Annotated in this window: 18 protein-coding genes and 2 pseudogenes; 8 read left to right on the forward strand and 12 right to left on the reverse strand. The window is 70.6% G+C overall.

Annotated features, from left to right (window positions below):
• Positions 1–5: 5 nt before the first annotated feature.
• The 5 genes from ACFYWI_RS25555 to ACFYWI_RS25575 all read right to left on the reverse strand — a co-directional run bounded on the left by ACFYWI_RS25555 (position 6) and on the right by ACFYWI_RS25575 (position 6,238).
• Positions 6–1,598 (reverse strand): hypothetical protein, encoded by a 1,593-nt coding sequence (locus ACFYWI_RS25555; protein ID WP_389237060.1) that lies wholly within the window; start codon positions 1,596–1,598, stop codon positions 6–8.
• A 931-nt stretch (positions 1,599–2,529) separates the two neighbouring features.
• Complete coding sequence (locus ACFYWI_RS25560) at positions 2,530–3,768, reverse strand: cytochrome P450 (protein ID WP_389236788.1); 1,239 nt, start codon at positions 3,766–3,768, stop codon at positions 2,530–2,532.
• A gap of 65 nt (positions 3,769–3,833) precedes the next feature.
• Positions 3,834–5,228 carry an NAD(P)/FAD-dependent oxidoreductase gene (locus ACFYWI_RS25565; protein WP_389236790.1) on the reverse strand — a complete coding sequence of 465 codons (1,395 nt, stop codon included), beginning with the start codon at positions 5,226–5,228 and terminating at the stop codon, positions 3,834–3,836.
• The gene (locus ACFYWI_RS25570; RefSeq protein ID WP_389236792.1) at positions 5,218–5,454 is read right to left on the reverse strand and encodes a ferredoxin; all 237 of its coding nucleotides are present in this window, start codon (positions 5,452–5,454) and stop codon (positions 5,218–5,220) included. The genes ACFYWI_RS25565 and ACFYWI_RS25570 overlap by 11 nt, the downstream gene beginning before the upstream one ends.
• A 115-nt stretch (positions 5,455–5,569) precedes the next feature.
• A complete protein-coding gene (locus ACFYWI_RS25575; RefSeq protein WP_389236794.1) occupies positions 5,570–6,238 on the reverse strand; it encodes a hypothetical protein in 669 nt (222 codons plus the stop codon).
• A 492-nt stretch (positions 6,239–6,730) separates the two neighbouring features.
• Here ACFYWI_RS25575 and kdpF point away from each other — a divergent pair, with 492 nt between their 5' ends.
• The 3 genes and pseudogenes from kdpF to ACFYWI_RS25590 form a co-directional block, all read left to right on the forward strand.
• A complete protein-coding gene (kdpF, locus tag ACFYWI_RS25580; RefSeq protein ID WP_389236796.1) occupies positions 6,731–6,820 on the forward strand; it encodes a K(+)-transporting ATPase subunit F in 90 nt (29 codons plus the stop codon).
• A gap of 202 nt (positions 6,821–7,022) precedes the next feature.
• Positions 7,023–8,494: pseudogene (gene kdpA, locus ACFYWI_RS25585) on the forward strand (potassium-transporting ATPase subunit KdpA).
• Positions 8,491–9,609: pseudogene (locus tag ACFYWI_RS25590) on the forward strand (HAD-IC family P-type ATPase); the annotation flags it as partial. The pseudogenes kdpA and ACFYWI_RS25590, both read left to right, overlap by 4 nt.
• Positions 9,610–9,700: 91 nt before the next feature.
• Here ACFYWI_RS25590 and ACFYWI_RS25595 read toward each other — a convergent pair.
• Both ACFYWI_RS25595 and ACFYWI_RS25600 read right to left on the reverse strand, forming a co-directional pair.
• Positions 9,701–10,393: a sigma-70 family RNA polymerase sigma factor gene (locus ACFYWI_RS25595; protein WP_389236798.1), complete on the reverse strand. Its 693-nt coding sequence runs from the start codon at positions 10,391–10,393 to the stop codon at positions 9,701–9,703.
• Between the two features lie 138 nt (positions 10,394–10,531).
• Complete coding sequence (locus ACFYWI_RS25600) at positions 10,532–11,275, reverse strand: hypothetical protein (RefSeq protein ID WP_389236800.1); 744 nt, start codon at positions 11,273–11,275, stop codon at positions 10,532–10,534.
• Positions 11,276–11,532: 257 nt separating this feature from the next.
• On the opposite strand from ACFYWI_RS25600, the gene ACFYWI_RS25605 reads away from it, so the two are divergent.
• The gene (locus tag ACFYWI_RS25605) at positions 11,533–12,660 is read left to right on the forward strand and encodes an MFS transporter (RefSeq protein ID WP_389237039.1); all 1,128 of its coding nucleotides are present in this window, start codon (positions 11,533–11,535) and stop codon (positions 12,658–12,660) included.
• Positions 12,657–13,733, forward strand: coding sequence for a sugar ABC transporter permease (locus ACFYWI_RS25610; protein ID WP_389236802.1), 1,077 nt, complete (start codon positions 12,657–12,659; stop codon positions 13,731–13,733). Before ACFYWI_RS25605 ends, ACFYWI_RS25610 begins: the two co-directional genes overlap by 4 nt.
• Before the next feature lie 12 nt (positions 13,734–13,745).
• Here ACFYWI_RS25610 and ACFYWI_RS25615 read toward each other — a convergent pair whose 3' ends face one another.
• Positions 13,746–14,912: an acyl-CoA dehydrogenase family protein gene (locus tag ACFYWI_RS25615; protein ID WP_389237041.1), complete on the reverse strand. Its 1,167-nt coding sequence runs from the start codon at positions 14,910–14,912 to the stop codon at positions 13,746–13,748.
• 162 nt (positions 14,913–15,074) lie between these two features.
• Between ACFYWI_RS25615 and ACFYWI_RS25620 the strand changes: the two genes are divergently transcribed.
• Together ACFYWI_RS25620 and ACFYWI_RS25625 are read left to right on the forward strand one after the other, a co-directional pair.
• The gene (locus ACFYWI_RS25620; protein WP_389236804.1) at positions 15,075–16,856 is read left to right on the forward strand and encodes a CoA transferase; all 1,782 of its coding nucleotides are present in this window, start codon (positions 15,075–15,077) and stop codon (positions 16,854–16,856) included.
• Positions 16,853–18,532, forward strand: coding sequence for a class I adenylate-forming enzyme family protein (locus tag ACFYWI_RS25625; RefSeq protein WP_389236806.1), 1,680 nt, complete (start codon positions 16,853–16,855; stop codon positions 18,530–18,532). Before ACFYWI_RS25620 ends, ACFYWI_RS25625 begins: the two co-directional genes overlap by 4 nt.
• Positions 18,533–18,820: 288 nt before the next feature.
• Here ACFYWI_RS25625 and ACFYWI_RS25630 read toward each other — a convergent pair whose 3' ends face one another.
• From ACFYWI_RS25630 to ACFYWI_RS25645, 4 genes are all read right to left on the reverse strand, one after another.
• On the reverse strand, positions 18,821–19,624 hold the full coding sequence (locus tag ACFYWI_RS25630) for a metal ABC transporter solute-binding protein, Zn/Mn family (protein WP_389236808.1): 804 nt from the start codon (positions 19,622–19,624) through the stop codon (positions 18,821–18,823).
• Positions 19,582–20,448, reverse strand: a complete 867-nt coding sequence (locus ACFYWI_RS25635) for a metal ABC transporter permease (RefSeq protein ID WP_389236810.1) — start codon at positions 20,446–20,448, stop codon at positions 19,582–19,584. Before ACFYWI_RS25635 ends, ACFYWI_RS25630 begins: the two co-directional genes overlap by 43 nt.
• Positions 20,445–21,080: a metal ABC transporter ATP-binding protein gene (locus tag ACFYWI_RS25640; RefSeq protein ID WP_389236812.1), complete on the reverse strand. Its 636-nt coding sequence runs from the start codon at positions 21,078–21,080 to the stop codon at positions 20,445–20,447. Before ACFYWI_RS25640 ends, ACFYWI_RS25635 begins: the two co-directional genes overlap by 4 nt.
• Positions 21,081–21,267: 187 nt before the next feature.
• The gene (locus ACFYWI_RS25645; RefSeq protein ID WP_389236814.1) at positions 21,268–21,477 is read right to left on the reverse strand and encodes a heavy-metal-associated domain-containing protein; all 210 of its coding nucleotides are present in this window, start codon (positions 21,475–21,477) and stop codon (positions 21,268–21,270) included.
• A gap of 425 nt (positions 21,478–21,902) precedes the next feature.
• Between ACFYWI_RS25645 and ACFYWI_RS25650 the strand changes: the two genes are divergently transcribed.
• Positions 21,903–22,118 carry a hypothetical protein gene (locus tag ACFYWI_RS25650; RefSeq protein WP_389236816.1) on the forward strand — a complete coding sequence of 72 codons (216 nt, stop codon included), beginning with the start codon at positions 21,903–21,905 and terminating at the stop codon, positions 22,116–22,118.
• Positions 22,119–22,147 lie beyond the last annotated feature (29 nt).

Here is a 22,147-nt window from a genome sequence, read left to right on the forward strand (position 1 = left end):
GGCTGTTACCGGGTAAGGGAGTTGGCGTACATGATGGACTTTTCCTCAGCGGTTATGTCCGGCACATCCTTGTTGATCTGCCCGGCGTTCGGCCACATGAGCCGACCGAAGAACTGGTTGCACGGCGGCGTGTCGCATTTGACGTGCTCCAGGCCCAGGACGTGGGCAATCTCGTGTGCCATCGTCCACCTGGCGGCGTCGTAGCGGATGACGGCGCCTGGCCTCCCCACGGGGTGCGAGGCGCAGCCCAAGGTACTGGTGGGGACGAGCGTCGGGGCGACGTACACCACGATGTCGCCGTTTGCGACGTTGTTGCGGTGGCCGAACAGGAGGTTCTGCTCGGACGACACGAGATGGTTGTTCGGCGCCGCGAGGCAGGGGTTCACGTCGACCTCGTTCATCCCTGGCACGTTGATCCGCTCGACGGAGGCCAGATCAACTCCTATCTCGGCCCGAGCGAACACCGTCCGTGTGTCAGCGAGAGCGTTGGTGACAGGCGCCATGTCCGCGTTGGGGAGGTTGACTAGCTTCAGATGGACGCGGACGCGCTCGGTGTGCCACCAGTTGCTGCCGACGGCGCGGTCCGGGCGCACCCAGAAGGCATCCATGTGGTGGGGGCCGCGGCCGACGAGACTGATGGGTCCGGGGAGGGCGTGCTCGGCCGGGGCAACTGCGAGTCCGTCCCATCCGCCGGGGAGGCGCTCATCGAACCCGAGGTGTTGCACCCGGTTGTTCTTCGTGATCCAGACGAGGTCGATCTGTCCGGGCGAACGACTTGTCGCAGCCAGGCCGCCGGGTGCAGCGGCACCAGGCCATGCGATCGGCCAGGGCTGGGGCCAGTCGAACCGGGGGTTCCAGGCCGTGGTGCCGATGCCGCCGTCCGGGCCGATCCAGAAGACGTCCAGCTGGTCCGGACGGCGGGCCAAGGCGGTGAGAGCAGAGCGCTTGGGGGCCTCCCGCGTTCCGATCAGTACATGGCCGGCCGGTGCGATGGACCGGGACGGCCAGTTGGCACGGGCGTTCCACCACGCGGTCGACACCCCGCCGTCGGGTCGCACCCAGAACAGATCGAGCTGATCACGGGTCCTGGACACCACCGAGAGTGCTCCGCCCGGATAGTGGGCGGCCCCGGGCTGTGTGATCGGCCATGGGCGGAGCCATCCATGGGATGGGTTCCACGCGGTGGTTCCGATCGCGCGGTCCGGGCCGATCCAGAACACGTCGAGCTGGTCGGGGTTGCGGGCAACGGCGGCCAGGGTGCCGTAGAGGGCATGTCTCGCGGGCGCGATGGAGAAGGGTGCGGCCCACCTCCTTGTGGCGGCATCCCACCAGGAGCTGCCGACTCCTCCGTCCGGCCGCACCCAGAAGACATCCAGGTGATCCGGGTTCCGGGACACCGCGGCGAGCCCGCCCGCCAGGGTGCCGGTTTGCGCCGACCCCGGTGGGGCCACGGTCTGCAACTCCCAGATCCGTCTCCCGTCGCTCCATGCGGCAGTGATGACGGCACCGTCGGAACGGATCCAGAACACGTCCATCTGACTGGGCCGGCGGGCAAGCGAGACAAGGGTGCCGTTCTCGGCCGCGGAGGTGGAGGGCACGCTGAAGTCCCAACCCCACGCGAAGGCCGACGATGGCGACAGGAGCGACGCTACCAAGGCTATGACGATGAGTACGGCTGAGGTCCAGCGTCGGTTGCGTAATGAGTGCATGACAGTCCTGAGGGAGTTATGGGCGGCGGGCCGGAGGTACCTATCGGGATGTCGGCGACCGGAGAAGCGCTTGGGGAACGGCCGGGCTGCGTGTGTCAGGGCTGGCAGGCCGAGCCCCCATGACCCGACCAGGGCACGTCCAGGGGCACATCTGTTGGGATACGCCGTGGCCTGGCCGGTTTCGACCTTTGCCGCCACAGACGCAGTACCGCCACCGAGCCAACTGTCACGACCATTGACGCAGCAACACTGATTGCACCGGTCCAACTAGCAGCCCCCAGCCAGCGCTCAGCCCGGACCGCAAGCAGCCAATCACCTGGAGTGCAGCGGCAACAGGGCGCGCATGTCGGCGCGCGGAGCTGTCGAGGGCGCCACCTCGGCCGCCGCCCCCCTCTCCGTTCCACCTTGCTGCCTGCTTCCTGCGCAGAACATGCGCCCGTTGTACCGCGGAGAGGTTCGGCAGGGGGGCGTAGGCGGAGGCCCATGGCAACAGGGCCCACTCGAGGAGGCACCGTCACCATGGACTGAGTCAGCTGGGGATGCCGGGCAAGCAGGTCGCAGGGCTCGGCCGACACGGCCCGGACAGCTTCCGGATAGCTGTGGGGTTCGCAGGTGTTCGAGCAGGTCGACAAACGTGCGGGCCTCGCCGACGGCCACGTGCGCCAGCCGTCCCCATCCAGACCGAGCATCGGGACGAACCGGCAACGCTCGCCGCCGGCCTATGCGATGTCCAGCGAATTCTTCGCACCGCTCTGAGAAGGGATCGGAGAAGAGGCACTCAGACGCATTCAACCTTTCATGTAGGCATCAGGAACACTTCTTAGGCACGCAAGCCGTCGAACGCGATCTTCAGGTGCCGGGGGCCGCGCAGGACAGCGTTCTGGCGGTAGGGGGGTGGGTCCTCCACCAGGCTGGGATTGTCGAGCCTGCGCGCGAGCTGGGTCAGAGCGATCTGTGCCTCCAGCCGGGCCAGGGGCGCGCCGAAGCAGTTGTGGATGCCGCTGCCGAGGCCGAGGTGCTGGTTGTCCTTGCGGTCGGGGTCGAAGCGGTCGGGGTCGGGGAAGCGTTGAGGGTCCCGGTTGCCGGAGGCCAGGACGAGCCAGAGGGACGCGCCCTTGGGGATGGTGGTGCCGGCGACCTCGATATCCGCGAGCGTGGTGCGCTGGGGCAGCAGCTGCACGGGGGGCTCGAAGCGCAGGAGTTCTTCCACGAGCGGGATGGCCAGCTGAGGCTCTTCCCGCAGCCGCTTGAGAACGTTCGGGTTGCGCAACAGGGTGAGCATTCCGTTGGTGATGAGGTTGACCGTGGTCTCGTGGCCGGCGATCAGAAGCAGAGCAGCGGTGCTGAGCACTTCCATCTGGGACATCTGCCCGTCCGGTCCGTGCTCGGTGGCCAGCGCGGAGAGCATGTCCTCACCGGGAGCCTTGCGGCGTTCGTCGATGAGCCCCGCCAGGTACACACCCAGGTCGGTGCGGGCCTGCTGGGCGACACGGCGCCTCTCGGTCGGGTCCTCGGAGGGATCCGGGTCCAGGCTGGCGGCGATGGTGTCGGCCCAGGTGTGGAAGCGTGCCTCGTCCTCGCGGGGGATCCCGAGCAGTCTGCAGATCACGGTCACGGGGAAGGGGTAGGAAAAGTTGTCGACGAGGTCGACGTGCTCCCCGTCTCCGAAGCCGTCGATGAGGTCCGAAACGATCTTGGAGAGCTCGCCGCGCATGCTGTGGACGCGCCGCGGTGTGTGCGGCGGTCCGAACGGACGCATGGTCATACGGCGCAACCGGTCGTGGTCGGGAGGGTCGAGCTTCAGGAAAGTGGGTGGCAGGGCGCCCTCCTCCTCCTGGTCAGGGAGGGCGCCGGCCGCCTGGGGGGACAGATTACGGGCGTCGGAACTGATCCGCGGATCGTGGAGCAGGCCCTTGATCTCCCAGTAGTTGCTGACGACGTACGTGCCGCCGTCTTCCTCCCTGTACACCGGAGTCTTGCGGAGCTCGGCGTACAGGGGGTAGGGGTCGGCACGGTTGGCGTGGTCGAGGATCTGTCCCAGGAGCGAGGCTTGCGTCATGACGGGTCCTTGTGGGCGTTGGAGACGGCTTTGCGGGCCGTGGACGGGCGTTGCCGTGCCCGCGGTCAGGCTCGGACCGGGGTGAAGGTGATCCGCCGGTCGGCCGGCGAGTAGCCGCTGAGGGTGACGGTCGGCCCGTGGGTGGGCAGGGAAGGGTCGGGGAAGTCGGCCGAGACCGGCTGCAGACCTTCAGGACGGCGGTCGACGGTGGGGAAGGCCGGCGGGAACGGCGCCGCCGATTCGATCAGCCGCTGGTAGAACTCCAGCCACTTGGTCTGGTCGAAGGTGACGGCGGCGATGACACGGCCCTGGTATCCGTACACGCCGGTGAAGCGGCGCTCGGCGAGCGATCCCTGCGCGACAAGGATCTGGTCGCCCATGGACGGGACACCGACCGACTTGATGCTGACCCCGAACTGCGAGGACCAGAAGGCCGGCACCCACATGTGCGGACGGCGGTCCGAACTGGCGCTGATCATGTTGTGCGCCGCGATCTCGGCCTGCGCGACGGCATTGCCCCAGTGCTCCAGGGACAGGAACTGGTAACCGAAGAGCGCATGCGGGGATCGTGCGACGTCACCGGCGACGAAGACGTCGTCGGTCACGATGCCCCTGACGTCGAAGGCGCGGCAGCCCGCGTCGCAAGCGATTCCCCGGGGTCCGGCGCCGAGCCCGGATCCGGCCAGCCATTCGGTGTTGCGCGTCGCGCCGAGCGAGACCACCGCGACGTCCGCGTCGATCGTCGTACCGTCGGACAGGTGGGCACTGCGCAGACGCCCTGCCGAGTCGCCCTCCAATCCTGTGACCATGACGCCGCAGCGCAGGTCCACGCCTGCTTCGCGTTGCAGCTCGGCGGCCACCTGGCCGACCACGCCGCCGAGCGCCCCCACGAGAGGCGCTGCCGCACGCTCCGCGACAGTGACGGGCAGTCCCCGCTCACGGCAGGCGGAGGCGATCTCCGAGCCGGTGAAACCGGCGCCGATGATGAGCACCCGGCGGGGTGCGGCCGTCAGCCGCCGGTGCAGCCCCGCCGCGTCCTCGCGTGTGCGCAGCACGAAGACCCCGTCCAGCTCGGCCTCCTGTTCATGCGGCCACGGCCGGGCGCGGACGCCGGTGGTGATCAGCAGCCGGTCGTACTCCACCTCGTCGCCGTCGGCCAGGCGTACCCGCTTGGCGGCCATGTCCAGCCCGGTCGCGGCGTCACCGAGCCGCCACTGCGCATCGATCGCCCGGCGCCGGGGCAGCGCGGTGTGCTCGGCGGACGCCTTGCCGAGCAGGACCTGCTTGGACAGCGGCGGCCGGTCGTAGGGCTCGTAGGGCTCGTCGCCGATCAGCGTCAGCGAACCGGCGAAGCCCTCCTCCCGTAGGGTCTCCGCGGCCCGGAGGCCGGCGAGGGAGGCGCCCACGATCACGATCCGGCCCTCACGCCGCATCCACTCCAGGTACCCGTCACCGGCCACTGGACAGTCCTTCCCTCGCCGGGGCCGGCGCATCGCCCAGGTCGTCCACCAAGATGGCCTGGACCGGACACGCCGCGGCGGCGCGCGCCACGTGCTCCCGCTGTGCGTCGTCGGCGTGCGGGTCGTACAACAGCGCCTCGTCACCGTGCATGGTGAATACATCGGGTGCGAGGAAGGCACACTGCGCGTACCCCTGGCACCGGTTGAGATCGACAACAAGCCTCATCAAGGGGCCGCCCTTCCCGTAGCCCCCCGCCTCAGCATGCGAGGGGTGTCGTGCTTGCGCGAGCGCAGGCGGGCCAAAGGGGTTGTGGGTCGACAACGCCCAGGGAAGTGGCTGGTCATGACGAGACGGCGGGTGCGCGCCGCGCCCGGGAGCCGGCCACAAGAATGTGAAGGCTGATCACCAGAGCCCACAGGGGAAAGACCAGCTCGGACCAGGCGACGCTGTCCGTCACGAAGAGGAGTGTCAGGGCGACGAGATAGCCCAGGACGGAGAGCCAGCGTGGAAGGACCTTGAGCCGATGCCCGATGGCGGAGGTCGAGAGGATGAACACCGCGGCCATACGCATCGAATAGGTCGTCAGAAGGCTGTAGGTGAAGTGCTGGCCGAAGACCCACAGTTGCAGCTTGGAGTCGGCACCGGACGCACCGGCCGTGGCCAGCAGACTTCCGGCAGCTGCCGCGGCCCCGAAAAGTGTCGCCACGAAGAGCAGACCGCTGCCCAGGAAGACAGTGGCGAGGAACTGGTCCTCCGCCTCACCGATACGTGCCCGCACAGCGCCCATGAACCACAGGAAGAAGATGCCCGCGAAGGGGATGAGGTTGAGCGCCGTCTGTACCGAGCCCCGACGCGAGGGATTGGAGAGCCAACCGCTGTTCACGTCGCCCGGTCCGTCCGGCAGAGCGAGGCGGACCAGAATGATGGCGGCAGCGAGCAGGAGGGCGAAGATGATCCCCACCACTCCTGCGGCTCGTGGAGTGTGCAGCGCCTGACCTGTCCTCTCCATGGCGTCGTTCGCTTCCTCTCCCGGTCCGTGCGTCACCCGGTCGCGTGTCTCGGCTCGCGCGGGCCCCCGGAGGACGACTAGGACCAGCAAGCACCCGCACCGGCGACCGCGCCACCCGGACCACGCGTGAGGGTGACGCCGGGACCCGTGCTCAGGCCTTCCTGCCGGGACCCACCGCCCTGGGACTTCGGTCGGCCTGCCGCCGTCCTGCGCCAGAACGCCGTCAGATCGAAGAGCTTGCCTGTGCCCCTGTCGAGGACTCGTCGGACGCGCCGCGGAGGGGCGGGCGTTAGAGCGCCGTCAAAGGTGTGCCCATGGCCGTAAGGGAGCCGTCAACAAAAGGCGCGGCCGTTCGGAAAGGCGTTTTCCTCTGGAGGCACGAACATTTCCGAATCTCTTCCAGGAGCTCACGATGGCCGACGTGGCCTTCGTCGTCACCACGATCGCGGTCTTCGCGCTGGTGGCGTTCATCGCCAAGCGGGTGGCAAAGCTGTGATCGCCGAGAACATTGTCGGCCTGGTCGTGGCCGTCGCTCTGCTGGGTTATCTCGTCCTCGCCCTTGTGTGCCCGGAGAGGTTCTGAGCCCTGACATGAGCCCCATCCTTGCCGGTGTGCTGCAGCTGCTCGCGCTGATCGCCGCGCTGGCTCTGGCGTACCGTCCGCTCGGCGACCACATGGCCCGGGTCTACTCCTCCACCAAGCATCTGCGGTGGGAGAAGCGGATCTACAAGGCCATCGGCGCCGACCCGAACGCCGAGATGCGCTGGCCGCGTATCTGCGCGGTGTGCTCGCCTTCTCCGCGGTCAGCGTTCTCTTCCTCTACCTGCTGCAGCGTGTCCAGGGCTCGCTGCCCGGCTCGCTGGGCTTCTCCTCGATCGATCCGGACCAGGCGTTCAACACTGCCGCGTCGTTCGTGTCGAACACCAACTGGCAGTCGTACTACGGCGAGCAGGCCATGGGCCACGTCGTGCAGACCGGCGGCCTGGCGGTGCAGAACTTCGTCTCGGCCGCCGTGGGCATCGCGGTGGCGGTGGCACCGGTCCGCGGTTTCGCCCGCTCGCGTACCGGTGAGCTGGGCAACTTCTGGGCCGACCTGGTACGCGGCACCGTGCGGATCCTGCTGCGGATCTCGGTTATCGGCGCGATCGTGCTGGTCGCCGCGGGTGCCATCCAGAACTTCGCCGGGATCCACGAGGTCGGCCAGTTCATGGGCGGCTCGCAGCAGTGGAACGGCGGTGCGATCGCTTCGCAGGAGGCCATCAAGGAGCTGGGCACCAACGGAGGCGGCTACTTCAACGCCAACTCCGCCCACCCCTTCGAGAACCCGAACGGTTTCACCAACCTGTTCGAGATCTTCCTGATCCTGCTGATTCCGTTCGCGCTGACCCGGACCTTCGGAAAGATGGTCGGCAGCATCAAGCAGGGCTACGCGATCCTCGCCACGATGGCGACCATCTGGATCGGTTTCACGGCGCTGATGATGTGGACCGAGTTCCACCACGGCGGCCCGGCGTTCGAGATCGCCGGCGGTGCCATGGAGGGCAAGGAGACCCGCTTCGGCATCGGCGGTTCGTCGATCTTCGCGGTAGCCACCACGCTCACCTCGACCGGTGCGGTCAACTCCTTCCACTCGTCCTTCACCGGCTTCGGCGGCGGGATCACCATGCTCGGCATGCAGCTGGGCGAGATCGCGCCCGGCGGCACCGGTTCCGGCCTCTACGGCATGCTGATCATGGCGATCATCGCGGTGTTCATCGCCGGTCTGATGGTGGGCCGTACCCCCGAGTACCTGGGCAAGAAGATCGGCATCCGCGAGATCAAGCTCGCGGCCTGCTACATCCTCATCACCCCCACGCTGGTGCTCTGCTTCACCGCCGCCGCGATGGCGCTGCCGACGCCGGTCAATTCGATGACCAACAGTGGTGCGCACGGCTTCTCCGAGATGCTCTACGCCTACACCTCGGCCGGCAACAACAACGGCTCGGCCTTCGCGGGTCTGAACGCCGACACCCAGTGGTTCAACACCACGCTCGGACTCGCGATGCTGCTCGGCCGTTTCCTGCCGATCGTGTTCGTCCTGGCGCTGGCCGGCTCGCTCGCCGAGCAGAAACCGGTCCCCCGGCGACGGCAGGCACCCTGCGGACCGCCGAGCCGCTCTTCACCGGGCTGCAGGTCTGCACGATTCTGGTCATCACCGGTCTGACCTACTTCCCGGCCCTGGCGCTGGGCCCGCTCGCCGAGGGGCTGGCGTCATGACCCTCGGCATCACGAAGCAAGAGGAGCCCGGCTCCGTGTCCACCGCCACCGCGACCCGGGCGCCGCACACCGATGTGTCCACCGTCCACAAGCCGGACAGCAGCCGCGTCGGCGGGGGTCTGTTCGACCCCAGGCAGCTGCTCACCTCGTTCCCCGACGCGATACGCAAGCTCGACCCGCGGGTGATGGTCAAGTCGCCCGTGATGTTCGTCGTCCTGGTGGGATCGGTGCTGACCACCGTCCTGGCGCTGCAGGACCCGGGCGACTGGTTCGGCTGGGCGATCGCGGCCTGGCTGTGGCTGACCACGATCTTCGCCAACCTGGCGGAGGCGGTGGCCGAAGGCCGCGGCAAGGCGCAGGCCGACACTCTGCGCAAGGCCAAGACCGACACGGTCGCGCGGCGGCTCGTCGGCAGGACCGAGGAGCGGGTTCCCGGCACCGAACTGCGCATCGGGGACCTGGTGGTCTGTGAGGCGGGCGACATCATCCCCGGCGACGGTGACGTCGTCGAGGGAGTCGCAAGCGTCGACGAGTCCGCCATCACCGGTGAATCGGCCCCGGTCATCCGGGAGTCGGGCGGCGACCGAAGCGCCGTCACCGGCGGTACGAAGGTGCTGTCCGACCGCATCGTCGTCAGGATCACCACGAAGCCGGGCGAGACCTTCATCGACCGGATGATCGCCCTCGTCGAGGGGGCCGCCCGGCAGAAGACACCCAACGAGATCGCACTCAACATTCTGCTCGCCTCGCTGACCATCGTCTTCCTGCTCGCGGTCGTCACACTGCAGCCGTTCGCGATCTACGCGGAAGCCGAGCAGTCGATGATCGTGCTCGTCGCGCTGCTGGTCTGCCTGATCCCGACCACCATCGGCGCCCTGCTGTCCGCGATCGGTATCGCCGGCATGGACCGGCTCGTCCAGCGCAATGTGCTCGCGATGTCCGGGCGTGCGGTGGAAGCCGCAGGCGATGTGTCGACGCTGCTGCTCGACAAGACCGGAACCATCACCCTGGGCAACCGTCAGGCCGCCGAGTTCGTCCCGGTCAAGGGCGTCACGGAGGCCGAGCTGGCGGACGCCGCCCAGCTGTCCTCCCTCGCCGACGAGACACCCGAGGGCACGGCCGGCGACCACACGCTCCTGAGCGCCGAGGGGTGCTGACGGACGGCGGTGACATCAGCACCCCTCGGTGGTGGAACTCCGTGTGTCCTCAGGCCGCAGCGGCGATGAGGGCCTGTGCTCGATCGGCAGCGGGACGGCCCGGGACCGGCTGTGCCGGCCGGCCCTGAGCGGGGGGAGCGTCGGCCTCCCTCAGCAGCTCGATCAGGGAGGTGCGGGCGCGGGCCACGCGTGAGCGTACGGTGCCGATCGGGCAGCCGATGGTCGCGGCGGCCTCCGCGTAGGGCAGGCCGAGGAGTTGGGTGAGTACGAACGCTTCGCGACGCTCCGACGGGAGCAGCGCCAGAAGTTCGGCGAGCGCGATTCCGTCCTCGAAGCCGGGCAGGCCGCGTGGCTGTGACTGCTCGGCGGCGGACTGCCAGTCGTCCCTGTCCGACACCTTGGGGCGGGCGGCGTTGTAGCGGAGGCTGTCCACCACAGTGCGCCGGGCGATGGAGAGCAGCCAGGTACGGGCCGAGGAACGGCCCTCGAACCGGTGCAGGCTGCGCAGGGCGCGCAAGAAGGTGTCCTGGGTGAGGTCGTCGGCTGCTTGCGGGTCGCCGCTGAGGTACGCCACGTAGCGCCAGACGTCGCGATGCAGGGCGAGTACGAAACGGTCCACGGCGCGGGGGGCACCGTCCCGTGCGGCGAGTGCCAGGCGCGTCACCGGTTCGTCCAAGCCGTGTGTGTGACGTGATGGCTTCTCGTCGGGGGTGGCTCGGCGTGAGGGCAGGGCAGGCGTCATCGTCTGATGTCCTTCGGGGAATCCGGGATACGGCACCGCGCGGTGGGGCGGGGCCGGTGAGTGGTACGGCACCGCCGATCGGCAGTACCGATGCCCGAGGCGCTCGGCGGGTCACCGGCGCGTTCGGGAAACCGGCTGTCAGATGACAGCGGTTCCGGAGGGTGGACCCCGTGAGGTGATGGCGTGGGTGAGCAGGAGCTGCCTCAGCAGGCGGGCCCTGCGGTCACGGCGGACGCGGACGCGTGGCCGGTGAGGTGGCGCGGGAAGGCGGAACAGCAGGCGCAGCGGGGCGGCGAGCCATCCGGCGAACGTGCGCAGGAGGCGGAAGGCGGCCTGCTCTCCGTACGCGAGCCAGAGGCCGCACAGGAGCGCGGCCAGCAGGTGGGCGGCCAGCATCCCGGCCGGGGACATGCTGCCCATGTCGTGCCCGGTGGACAGTGTCGTGCTGTCCGTCAGGGCCAGGCCTGAGGTGCCGGAGGGCAGGTGCAGGTGGTGGCCCTGCCCCCCTTCCGTCATGATCCGCACGGATTCGGAGCGAGTGGGAGCGCCGGAGGCGCTCGCCCCGCCGAGCAGGAGCCGGGCCCCTTGCCGGGCGAAGGAGGCACTGTCGGAGACCGAAGGATGTACCGCGGCCTGGGCCATCGAGAACCCGGTGTGCAGTGCCGCCTGGGCGGCGACGGCTGTCGACGTCACGACGAGAACACCGCGTTGCCGGTCGGCGAGGGCCCAGGCCGTCGCCGCCGTGGCGGCGAACGCGGCGGACACGGCCCACCAGGGGAGGACCGCCCCCGACATGAGGATGTGGCCGAGAGTCGCGAGCAGCACACAGGTGGCCGCGAACACCGCAGCCCGTACCGCGCGACAACATCGACCCGGAGTCATGGCGGATTCATCCTCGCATCCCCTTCGCGGTCGGCACGGGTGGGTACGAGGTTTTCCGGTGGCGACCTCACCCGAAGTATGTGGCGCACGCCACAACAGACCCAGGGAACCACAGTGTTGACCGAGCCGACTCCTGACGTGGCCCGGAGGGCGTCCAGTTGCGTGGAACGGAGACATCGGTGGGGGCACAGCAGGGGGCGTCGACGGTGTCGGCGGCAGGAACGGATGGCCGGCTGACGGCGCTGCTCACCTGCGCCATGGCGTTCTCGATGCTGCAGCTCTTCCTGCTCGGAGCGCTCGGCCCGCGCCTGGTGGGCGAACTGAACATCTCGCCGACGGTGTTGGGTCTGACCACGACGATCGGGTTCGGGACCGCGGCGGTACTGTCCCCCGCGGGCGGGCGGATCGTGGACCGGATAGGCCCGAGGCGCGGGCTCGTTGTGCTGCTCCTGGTGTCCGCCGCCGCGCTGGCGCTGATCGGTGCGGCGCCCGGTGCCGGCTTCCTGCTCGTGGCGGTCGCGCTGGGCGGTCTGCCTCAGGCGCTGGCCAATCCGGCGACCAACAAGGCGATTCTGGCCGCCGTTCCGCCGGTTCGCCGGGGCTCGGTGACCGGGATGAAGCAGTCGGGGGTGCAGCTGGGTGCGTTCGCGGCCGGGCTGCCCTTGGCGGCGCTGGCCGCGGGCGTCGGCTGGCGTGGCGCGCTGTGGACGGCGTCCGGCGCGGCGCTGCTGGTGGCCCTTTGGGCGCGGCGTGTGCTGCCTGCCGATCCTCCGGCGAAGGCGGCGGGTCCGCGGCCGTCGTCGGTGCCGCGGGGAGCCATCGCCTGGCTGGTTGTCTTCTCCCTCCTGCTGGGCTGCGGAATCGCGTCCGTCAACACTTACCTGGCGCTGTTCGGGGCGCAGGAACTCGGTATGGAACCCACCGTGGCCGGTGCCCTCGTGGCCGTGCTGGGCGTGGCGGGGATCGTGGGACGGGTGGGCTGGTCGAAGGCCGCCCGCCCGGGTCGCGCCGAATGGCTGCCGGGATGGCTCGCGGCGGGTGCGGTCGCGGCAGCCCTGCTCCTGGCTGCCGCGCTGCTCGTGCACCCGCTGGTATGGATGGCGGCGTTGGCGGTGGGGGTGTTCGCTGTTTCGGGCAACGCCGTCTCCATGGTGCTGGTCATGCAGCGCGCCGCCCCCGGCCGGGCGGGGCAGGACTCGGCGCTCGTCTCCGCCGGGTTCTTCGCCGGCTTCGCCATCGGGCCGCCGGTCTTCGGCGTACTCGCGGAAGCCGGTCACTACGGACCTGCCTGGCTGCTGGTCGCCGCCGAGTTCGCGGCAGCCTGCGCTGTCGCGATGACCTGGGCGGTACGGGAGCGGCGGCAGCGTGCGGTGAGCGCGGCGTGACCTCGGCGGACTGGGCCGGGCGCGCACTGGCGGCCGTCCTCGACCGGGTTGCCGTCACCGGAGCCGAAGTCGGCCGTCGCTTCCCCCTGTTCGCCGACCCGGACACAGGCCGCTGGGTGACCAGCGGCCGTGGGTCGTGGACCGGTGGGTTCTGGGCCGGACTGCTGTGGTTGCGGGCCCGGCACACCGGCGACGCGGCCGACCGGGCCCTGGCCTCTGCGTGCACGGCGCGGCTGGCCGGGTGGGTGGAGGCCGACACCGTCACCCGCGGCCTGATCCTCTGGTACGGAACCGCTCTGGCCGTCGGCGATGCCGCGGCGGACGAGCTGCGCACGCGGGCGGCCCGGGCCTGCCTGGACGCAGTGGACCGTGAACTCGGCCTGGTGCCTTGGGGATCCGCGTTCGGTGGCCCCAGGCTACTGGCCCGGGTGGACGGGGTTCCCGGGATGGTGCCGCTGCTCGCCGCCGCTGGGCTCGAGGGGGCAGCGGCAGCGGCGTCCCACCTCCACCGGCACATCGAGCTGTGCCTGGGCGACGAACTGCCGGTACCGGCCCTGCGCTTCGCGGCGGACAAGGGATGGCAGGCGTGTGATGATCCGCCGCCCGGCTGGAGCCGGGGGAGGGCATGGCTCCTGCTCGCGGTGGCCGAGGCGTTGCACCGCCCCGGCTCCGCCGGGTGGGAGCCGGCCCGTTTGGAGGCCGTGGCAGCGCAGTTGGCCGCCCCGCGGCCGGGGGCCGCCGCAGGAATCGTTCCGCCCGCCGACGAGGCGCGGCCCGACGGCCCGCTGGACACCTCGGCCGCCGCGATCACAGCGGTCGCGTTGCTGAAGCTCGCCCGTCTGCCGGGACCCCGGGTGGCGGAGTACTCCTGCCGCGCCGTCGCGATTCTGGACCGGCTCGTCAGCGCGCACCTCTCCCGGCCGGACGGGACCCGTCCGGCCGGCATGCTGCTGGACGGCTGCTACGACGCCGGACGGGGAACCGCCGTACGGCACGAACTGGTGTGGGGCGACTTCTTCCTGGCCCTCGGCCTGGCCGCTCTCACCGGCCTGGTCGATGTCCGGGCGGTGTAGCCGGCCGCCGGTTCACGAGGTGCGCAGCACCCGGCGGGCGACGGACGTGATGTGCAGCTCGTCCGGGCCGTCGAGGATGCGGGCGGCGCGGCCGCCGCGGAAGAGCGCGGCCAGCGGTGTGTCCGGCCCGAGTCCTGCCGCGCCGTGGACCTGTACGGCGGCGTCCGCCACCTGCTGGAGCATCCTGGCCGCGGCGACCTTGGCCAGGCCCACCTCGATGTGGGCGTCACGCCCGGCGTCGATGAGTGCCACGGCTTCGTGAACCAGCGGGCGGGTGGTGCGCAGAGCGAGCAGCGACTCGAAGACATGCTGCTGGACCAGTTGGTGGCCACCGAGCGAACCACGTGCCCCGGCACGGGAGTTGGCGCGATGGCACATCAGGTCGAACGCCCGCTGTGCCTGACCGAGCCAGCGCAGACAGCGCAGCGTCCGGCCCAGCTGGAGCCGTTCCCCCGCGACGGCCAGAGCCTGGCCGCGTTCGCCGACCAGGTGGTCGCCGGGGACCGTGACATGGTCCAGTTCGATCTCCCATTGGCCGCCCGCACCGAGGACGGGCAGTTCGCGTACGACGCGGAAGCCGGCGGAGTCGGTGGGAACGAGGAGGAGGGACAGTCCTTCGCGGTCCGCGGGTGATCCATCGGTCCGGGCAAGGACGGTGACCAGGTCGGCTTCGCCGGCGCCGGAGACGAACCACTTGCGGCCGGTGACGGTCCAGCTCCCGTCCGCCTCCCGCACGGCGCTGCTCCCGGTCATGAGGGGGTCGGTGCCTGGGACGTCCGGTTCGGTCATCGCGTAGCAGATCCGCAGCTCCCCGGCCGTCAGCCGCTTGAGATAGAGATCCTGGATCCTCGCGCTGCCGTGGCGTCGCAGCATCAGTACGTCGAGCATCGGTGCGGAGCCCAGGGCGGCCGGCCCGTGGTCGCTCGCTCCCTCGGTCTCCGCCAGTGGGGCGTACTGCGGCAGGGCAAGCCCCTGACCGCCCAGATCGGCGGGCAACGGCAAGGCCCACAAGCCCTGTTCCCTGGCCTGGGTGCGAAGATCACGCAGGGCGGCCGCGGCGCTCGGGCCGCCCGCGTCCAGTACGGGCTCGCACGGCATCACCCGGCTGCGGACGAACTCCGCCACCCGGACCCTCACATCGGCTGTTTCGGGCGGACATTCAGGAAGTCCGACCGCCACTCGGCCTCGGCTCTCCACCACATTGCTCCAGTCTGCCGGGAACCCATGGGAACGACAGTCCGACTGCCTTCCCGTGGAACTGGTCGGGCGTGAAGGCGACCTGGTTCCCGCGTTCCGCACATCCCCATGCGCCGGCCACCGCCGCGCCAGGAGAGGAGAGGCATGGCGTCACCAGCCACCACGCAGACGGTCCGGCCGCTCGACGGACTGCGGCTCGACACCTCCGGACCGCCCGAACCGACCGGCCTCGTCTGCGAGCACCTGCGGCTCCTGGGAGCTTGGACGGACTCGGAGCCGGCCACTTCGCGCACCGCCCACAGCACGCGGATCGCGCTGACCGGCGACGGTTTCGGACCTCAGGAAGCCGGGGTGACATGGGCGGATCCGACGAGCGGAATCACCGACGAGGCCACCGTGCAGGCCGGCACCGGCATCATGGCCGTGCACGGGCGGCGCGACGGAGAGCCGCGTGGCCTGGCGGTCGACTACGCTGCCACCGCCACGGCCGTACTCACCGTGCAGGGCCTGCTGGCCGGACTGGTGGGGCAGGCCCGCGGCGCGTCCGCGACACGGGTGGCCACAAGCGCCGGGCGGGCCGGGCTGCTGGCCGTCTCCCAGTACCTGGCCGCGACCGGGGCCGACGAGGGCGAGGCGACCGAACTCGCGGCGGGCGGGCCGCCGTTCACCGCCGCCGACGGCACTCTCTTCGAACTCGAGACCCTGGACCCGGGTGCGTGGGCCGCATTCTGGCGGGCCCTGGACGCGCCTGCCGACGCGATACGGGCAGGCTGGCGGCCCTTCCAGTTCCGGTACGCAACGGCATGCGCGCCCTTCCCGCAGGTGCTGCACGCCACCACACGCGCCCGGTCCTGGCAGCGCATCCGGCAGGCGGCGTCCGCCTCCGGCGCCGAGGTCTGCCCACTGCGGACACTGGCGGAACGTGCCGCCGAACACGACGGCGGCGCCGCGTGGTCACTGACCTCGCACACGTTCGGCCCCCGTCCGCCGGCGCCACCCCCGGCTGCCGCACGGCCGCTGGCGGGACTGACCGTGCTGGAGGCCGGCCGCCGTATTCAGGCCCCGCTCGCCGCACACCTCCTGGGACGGCTCGGTGCGGACGTGATCCGTATCGAGCCGCCGGGCGGTGACCCGCTGCGCGGGATGCCCCCCGCCTGTTCCGGCGTCTCCGCCCGGTGGCTCGCGCTCAACCGCGGCAAGAAGGCCGTCGAAGTGGACATCAAGTCTTCTCAGGGCCGGCGTCGCGTGCGGGAGCTGGCTGCCGGGGCCGATGTCTTCCTGCACAACTGGGCCCCCGGCAAGGCCGCTCAACTCGGCCTCGACCGCGACGCGCTGGCCGAGGTCAATCCTGGGCTGGTGTACGCGTACACCAGCGGCTGGGCCGGCCGGATGGCCGACGCCCCGATGGGCACGGACTTCATGGTCCAGGCCCGCACCGGAGTCGGGGAAGCCGCCCGCCCGGCCGACGAACCGCCCGCGCCGTCGCTGATGACCCTGCTCGACGTCATGGGCGGACTCCTCGGCACCGAGGCAGTGCTCGCCGGGCTGCTGCTGCGCGAGCGCACCGGCCGCGGCGTCCGCGTGGACTCCTCCCTGCTGGGGGCGGCCGATGTCCTCACCGCCCCCGCACTGCGCCGTGCCGCGGCCGGAGCGGACGCGAGACGGCCGGCCGGGTTCCGCCGGCCTCTGCGTACCGCGGACGGCTGGATAGCCCCCGCCGATATCTGTGCAGCCGCCGCCGGTGCGTACGACCTGCGCAACATGCCCACCGCCGAGGCCCTGACACTGCTGGGCGAGCACGGCCTGACCGCCACCGCGGTCACCACCGATCTCGCCGATCTGCACAACGATCCGCGCTTCGCCGGTTCGATCAGCCGCGACGCGCATGGTGCCCCCGCCGTTCCCGACCCCTGGAGCTTCACGTGACCGTCGACCTGCACGACCTGCTGCCCGCCGACCTCCGCCGCTCCTGGGTGATCGACGGCACCTGCCCCGACCTCGACCTCTACAGCCTCTTCCGGGCCCGCCAGATCGCGGACCTGCACCGCACCGCCGTCCTCGATGCCAAGGGCAAGCTCTGCTACACAGCCCTGGACCGCAAGGTGCGAAGTCTGGCCACCGGCCTCGGAGACCTCGGCATACGCCCTGGTGACGTGGTCGGCGTTCAGCTTCCCAACAACCGCAACGCCGTCATCGCCGACCTGGCGCTTGCCGCCCTCGGCGCTGTCACCCTGCCCTTCCCCGTCGGCCGGGGCGGCCTGGAGGCCGAATGCCTGCTCCGCCGCGCGGGGGCCGTCGCCGTCATCGCGGCCGTCGAGCACCGGGGCGACCACCACGCCGCCGACCTGCAGTCCCTGTCCAGGGCGCTGCCCGCCCTGCGGCACGTCATCGCCGTGGGGCCGGGAGATGTCCCTGACGGAACGATTCCGCTGTCCGTGCTGCTGCGCTCCGACCCGAGCGGGTTCGTTCCTGCCCGGCCGGATCCCGAAAGCGCCGCCCGGATCCTCGTGTCGTCCGGCTCGGAGGCCGAGCCCAAGATGGTCGCCTACTCGCACAACGCGCTCGCGGGCGGACGCGGCAACTTCCTCGCCTCCCTCATCCCTGACAGAACCCCGCCGCGCTGTCTGTTCCTGGTGCCGCTCGCCTCCGCCTTCGGCTCCAACGGCACGTCGGTCGCCCTCGCCCGGCACGGCGGGACACTCGTCCTGCTCGACCGGTTCACCCCGCAGGCCGCACTCGCTGCGATACGCGAGCACGAGCCGACGCACATCCTCGGCGTGCCCACCATGGTGCGCATGATGCTCGAACGGCTCGATGCCACGGGGGAGTCGGTGCCCGCGCCCACTGCGCTGATCCTCGGCGGGGAGCCTCTTGACGAGACCACCGCGACCAGTGCCGCGGAGGCGTTCGGCTGCCCGGTCGTCAACCTCTACGGTTCCGCCGACGGCGTCAACTGCCACACCGGACTGGACAACAGGACCCCGCCCACCGACGTCGCCGGCGTGGTCGCCGGGCACCCCGACCCCCGAGTGGCCGAGATCCGCATCGCCGACACGCACACCCATGCAGAGACACCGCAGGGCGGCATCGGTGAGATCATCGCCCGAGGCCCGATGACACCCTTGTGCTACGTGGGCGCCCCCGAACTCGACGCCCGGTACCGCACGTCCGACGGCTGGGTACGCACCGGCGATCTCGGCTTCCTGGACGAGGACGGAGTCCTGCACGTCGTCGGACGCCTCAAGGATGTCGTCATCCGGGGCGGAGCCAACATCAGCCCCGCCGAGGTGGAACGGGAACTGTCCGCACACCCGCTGGTCCGGGACGTCGTGTGCGTCGGCGTCCCCGACGCGCTGATGGGGGAGCGGCTGGCGGCCTGCGTCGTGCCGCGCTCCGAGGAGGGCCCCACGCTCGAGTCGCTCTGCGAGCACCTCACGGCGCGAGGCCTGGAGCAACGCAAGCACCCCGAACGCCTCCTGGTGATCGGGGAGTTGCCGCTGACACCGGCGGGTAAGCCCGACCGTACGGCTCTGGGGGAGCGCCTGGCCGTGCACTCTTCGGCGGCCGGGGCCACCCCGGCACCCCTCGCCCAGGCCGGCTGAGGGCCCAGGGCCCGGAGGCACGCCCTCCGGGCCCTCGTGTCCGGCGTCCGGGGGAGGACACACTCATGTCCCCCCGCTCTTCGCCCCGCGGGTGCGGACCGCCGAACGAGTCCGACCGTCACGGCCGGGACGAGGAACCCGAGCAGATCGGTCGGCCCCAGGGCCGGGCAGCGCCGAGTGGTCAGTCACCGGCGCGACCAGGGGCGGTTGTCGTGCCCGGGGGCAGCCCGTAAGGACTGCCCCCGGGCATGGGGGCAGGCGCGGGGCGCGCCTGCCGCACCATCGGGGTCAGGACGAGGCCATGGCCTTCTTCAGCTCGACCGCCGCGTTGCGGTAGACCCGCAGGAGGTCCAGATCCTCACCGGGGTAGTTGACGATCTTCACCTGCTTCGCGCCCGAGTCGGGCAGGACCGTTCCCGTCGACATATGGGCGTTGTCCAGGACCAGGGCGGGCTTCTTCCTGGAGAGCTCCGCGAGCTGTGCCGGAGTGACCGCCTCGGGCCCGTAGGTGCCCACGGTGGTGGCGCCCGCCAGCTTCGCGGACCAGGCGGTGAAGACCTGGGAGACCACGTTCGGGCTCTTCCCGCCGGGCCAGGCGGCCTTGAGGTCCTTGGACACCTTGGAGTACTCCCTGTCGAAGGTCGTCTTCCACTTCGCCGCGGCATCCTCGGTGCCGAACAGCTTGCCCAGCCGGGCGACTTCGGCCTTGACCTTGTCGGCGTCGTTGTCGAGATTCACCTCGACCAGCTCGGCCTCGGAGCCGGCGGCCTCCTTGATCTTCTCCGCGTACGGCTCGAAGGGGGCGTACAACACGAAGTCGGCCTCGGCGACTGCCGCGAGGTCGGAGGGCTTCGGGTCGTAGTCGGGTGCGTGGTGCACGGACTGCGGCACGATGACCTTGACGTCCTCGGCGCCCGCGGCCCTCGCGAAGGCGCCTTCCCACGTGGTGGTGACGACCACGACCGGCTTGCTCTCCTTGCCTTCGGTGCCGCTCTTGGACGAGGAGTCGCTGTCGCTTCCGCAGCCCGTGACCAGGGCCAGGGACGCGCTCAGTGCGAGGAGGGAAGTGATACGGACGCCGGTGCGCGCCATGAGCTGATTCTCCGTTCGGGTATGAGATGGACGGCGAGGACGACTGCCCCCGCGGTCAGGACGAGGACCGGCCCGGGTGGCCAGTCCAGCCGGAGGGCGATGAGGAACCCGGTGAGGTTCACGGCGATGCCGATGCCGACCGCCCACGTGGTGATCGACTTAAGTGAGGTGCCCAGGCGGCGCGCGGCGAGTGCGGGCAGCAGGGTCAGGGCATCGACCAGCAGCGCACCGGTGAGCTTGATCGCCCCGGCGACGGCGACCGCGACCAGTACCAGCAGAACCAGGGTCAGTCCGCGTACCGGGACACCCGAGCACTGGGCGAGTTCGCGGTCGTACAGCAGCAGCGCCAGATCGCGGCGCCGCCACCAGAACAGGCCGGGTACGACGACGGCGAGGACCCCGAGGACGATCAGGTCCGCGGTGCCCACCGACAGGATCGACCCCCACAGCAGGGCGAAGGCGCCGGAGGCGTTGACGCCGGAGACGGCGAGTACCAGCAGCGCGGCCGCGATCGCGAGGCTCATCAGCAGGCCCATCGCACCGGACAGGCCGTCCGGGGTACGGGCGAGCGGGGCGACCCCGGCCCCGGCCAGGGCGCAGGCCAGCAGCGCGCACAGCATCGGGTCGAGTCCGCTCAGGAGGCCGACGGCGATGCCCAGCAGGGCGACGTGCATCATCGCGAAGCGGACCGGCATGATGTCCAGCCCGACGATGACCACACCGATCACCGGCAGGCCGACCGCCGCCAGCAGCAGGGCGAATCCGGCCCGCTGCACGGGCAGGAGCCGCAGGAGTTCGCCGAGGTCGGCGGTGGCGAGGGTCACCGGACCTCCCGCAGTCGGCCCGCTGCCATCTCCAGCACCCGGTCGCAGCGGTCGGCCAGCGCCCGGTCGTGCGTCACGACGACCAGCGTCACCGGCAGCTCCGTGAGGACGTCGGCCGCTTCCTCCTGGCCGGAGAAGTCCAGGGCGGCGGTGGGCTCGTCGGCCAGGAGCACCTCGGCCCCGGCGGCGACACAGCCGATCGCCCGCGCGAGATACATCCGCTGCAACTGGCCACCGGACAGAGTGTGCACAGGCCGCTCGGTCAGTGGTCCCACACCGAGCCGGGTCGCGGCTTCGGCGGCCTGGACCGGTGCGGCGCTGCTGGCCAGCAACTCCCCACCGAGAAGGGGGAATCGGCCGACAGCAGGCTTCTGGGGGATCCAGGCGCAGACCCGGCGCCGCCAGGCCCATTCCGCCGGCGAACGAGTGTCCCGGCCGCCGACGAGGATCGAGCCGGTCACCTGCCGGTGCAGGCCGAGGACGGCACGCACCAGCGTGGTCTTGCCCGAACCGTTGGTCCCGGTCAGCGCCACGCGTTCACCGGCGGCGATCTCCAGATCCACGTCCGCGACGGCCTCGACCCGGCCATGGCGGCAGGCAACCCCCCGCATGCGTATATCCAGCCCGCCCATCACACACGCCCCTCAGTCTCCGTAGCCCCGGTACGGCGGGGTGCCGCCCTCTCACGCGGCAGTAGTCGGATGACGGGCGTGCCGGGTTCCCGCGCGGATCCGAAGTCGGTCTGCAGGGCGGCCGGTTGCCACGGGGTGCGACTGGCTGTGTCGTCCCCCGGGTACGTCCACTGCGACGCTGCGGCCATTACAGAGCGGCGTGGACGGCGTAGCCCGCTTCGGTGATCGCGGCGCGCACCCGGGTGTCGTCGAGCGCGGTTCCGCTGACGGTGACGGCGTTTTCGGCGAGGTCGACGCTGACGCCGCTCACACCGGAGACCTGGGTGACCTCCCTGGTGATGTGGTCGGCGCAGTGGGCGCAGGTCATGCCCGTGACGTGGTATCGCTGCTCCGGCATGGTGTTTCTCTCCTCGGTGCGGTATGCGGTGGGGTACGGAACCGCACGGCCGTGCGTACGCGGGGGATGCGCGGTTCCGTTCTCGAAGCCGGTCGAGTAGTCGGAGCCGAGCCGGCCGCGGTTCCCGGGGCGCCGGGCTGTTTCCGGGGAGAACGGACTGTGCCGCCCGACTCCCGTGGTTCGCGCTTGCCCGGGAGCACAGGGGCACTCTTTGCGCCATGACCCTCCCAGGTAGTCGTACCGGGACGCGGTCTGGTTTCCGTCATCCCCCCACCATCGGAAGCAGTGGAAGCACACGCCGTCCGTGGTGTGCTTCGGTGGTGTGTCTCCCCGGTGCATGCGCCCGGCGTCGAACGGGCATTCCCTTGGCGTCCGGGTCGCGGGATGCCGTTCTGCGGGCGGACACGTACGGAAGGACGAGTGCGATGACCGACATCAGTTCTCTGGAGCCCGTGGCGACGTTCTGCGGTAACTGCAGCTGCGGCTGTCCTCAGCTGTTCGTCGACGAGGCCGCTCCGGCGGAGCGCCGAATCGTGATCACCGATGACTTCGGGCAGCAGGTGCAGATGAGTGCCGACCAGTTCGGCTCCCTCATCGAGGAGGCCAAGGCGGGCAAGCTGGACTCCCTCGCGATCGTGTGAAGCGGGTGGCGGCCGGTCCGGGAGGCTGA

The sequence above is a fragment of the Streptomyces sp. NPDC002889 genome, from assembly GCF_042888425.1.
In the GTDB taxonomy this organism is placed as follows: Bacteria; Actinomycetota; Actinomycetes; order Streptomycetales; family Streptomycetaceae; genus Streptomyces.

Excerpts from the sequence above, each read along its gene's own strand:
- ACFYWI_RS25595 (WP_389236798.1), bottom strand. The coding sequence starts at position 10,393 with ATGACGCCTGCCCTGCCCTCACGCCGAGCCACCCCCGACGAGAAGCCA.
- ACFYWI_RS25640 (WP_389236812.1), bottom strand. The coding sequence starts at position 21,080 with ATGGGCGGGCTGGATATACGCATGCGGGGGGTTGCCTGCCGCCATGGC.
- ACFYWI_RS25620 (WP_389236804.1), top strand. The coding sequence starts at position 15,075 with ATGGCGTCACCAGCCACCACGCAGACGGTCCGGCCGCTCGACGGACTG.
- ACFYWI_RS25600 (WP_389236800.1), bottom strand. The coding sequence starts at position 11,275 with ATGACTCCGGGTCGATGTTGTCGCGCGGTACGGGCTGCGGTGTTCGCG.
- ACFYWI_RS25605 (WP_389237039.1), top strand. The coding sequence starts at position 11,533 with ATGGCGTTCTCGATGCTGCAGCTCTTCCTGCTCGGAGCGCTCGGCCCG.
- ACFYWI_RS25645 (WP_389236814.1), bottom strand. The coding sequence starts at position 21,477 with ATGCCGGAGCAGCGATACCACGTCACGGGCATGACCTGCGCCCACTGC.
- ACFYWI_RS25570 (WP_389236792.1), bottom strand. The coding sequence starts at position 5,454 with ATGAGGCTTGTTGTCGATCTCAACCGGTGCCAGGGGTACGCGCAGTGT.
- ACFYWI_RS25630 (WP_389236808.1), bottom strand. The coding sequence starts at position 19,624 with ATGGCGCGCACCGGCGTCCGTATCACTTCCCTCCTCGCACTGAGCGCG.
- ACFYWI_RS25650 (WP_389236816.1), top strand. The coding sequence starts at position 21,903 with ATGACCGACATCAGTTCTCTGGAGCCCGTGGCGACGTTCTGCGGTAAC.
- ACFYWI_RS25575 (WP_389236794.1), bottom strand. The coding sequence starts at position 6,238 with ATGGAGAGGACAGGTCAGGCGCTGCACACTCCACGAGCCGCAGGAGTG.
- ACFYWI_RS25560 (WP_389236788.1), bottom strand. The coding sequence starts at position 3,768 with ATGACGCAAGCCTCGCTCCTGGGACAGATCCTCGACCACGCCAACCGT.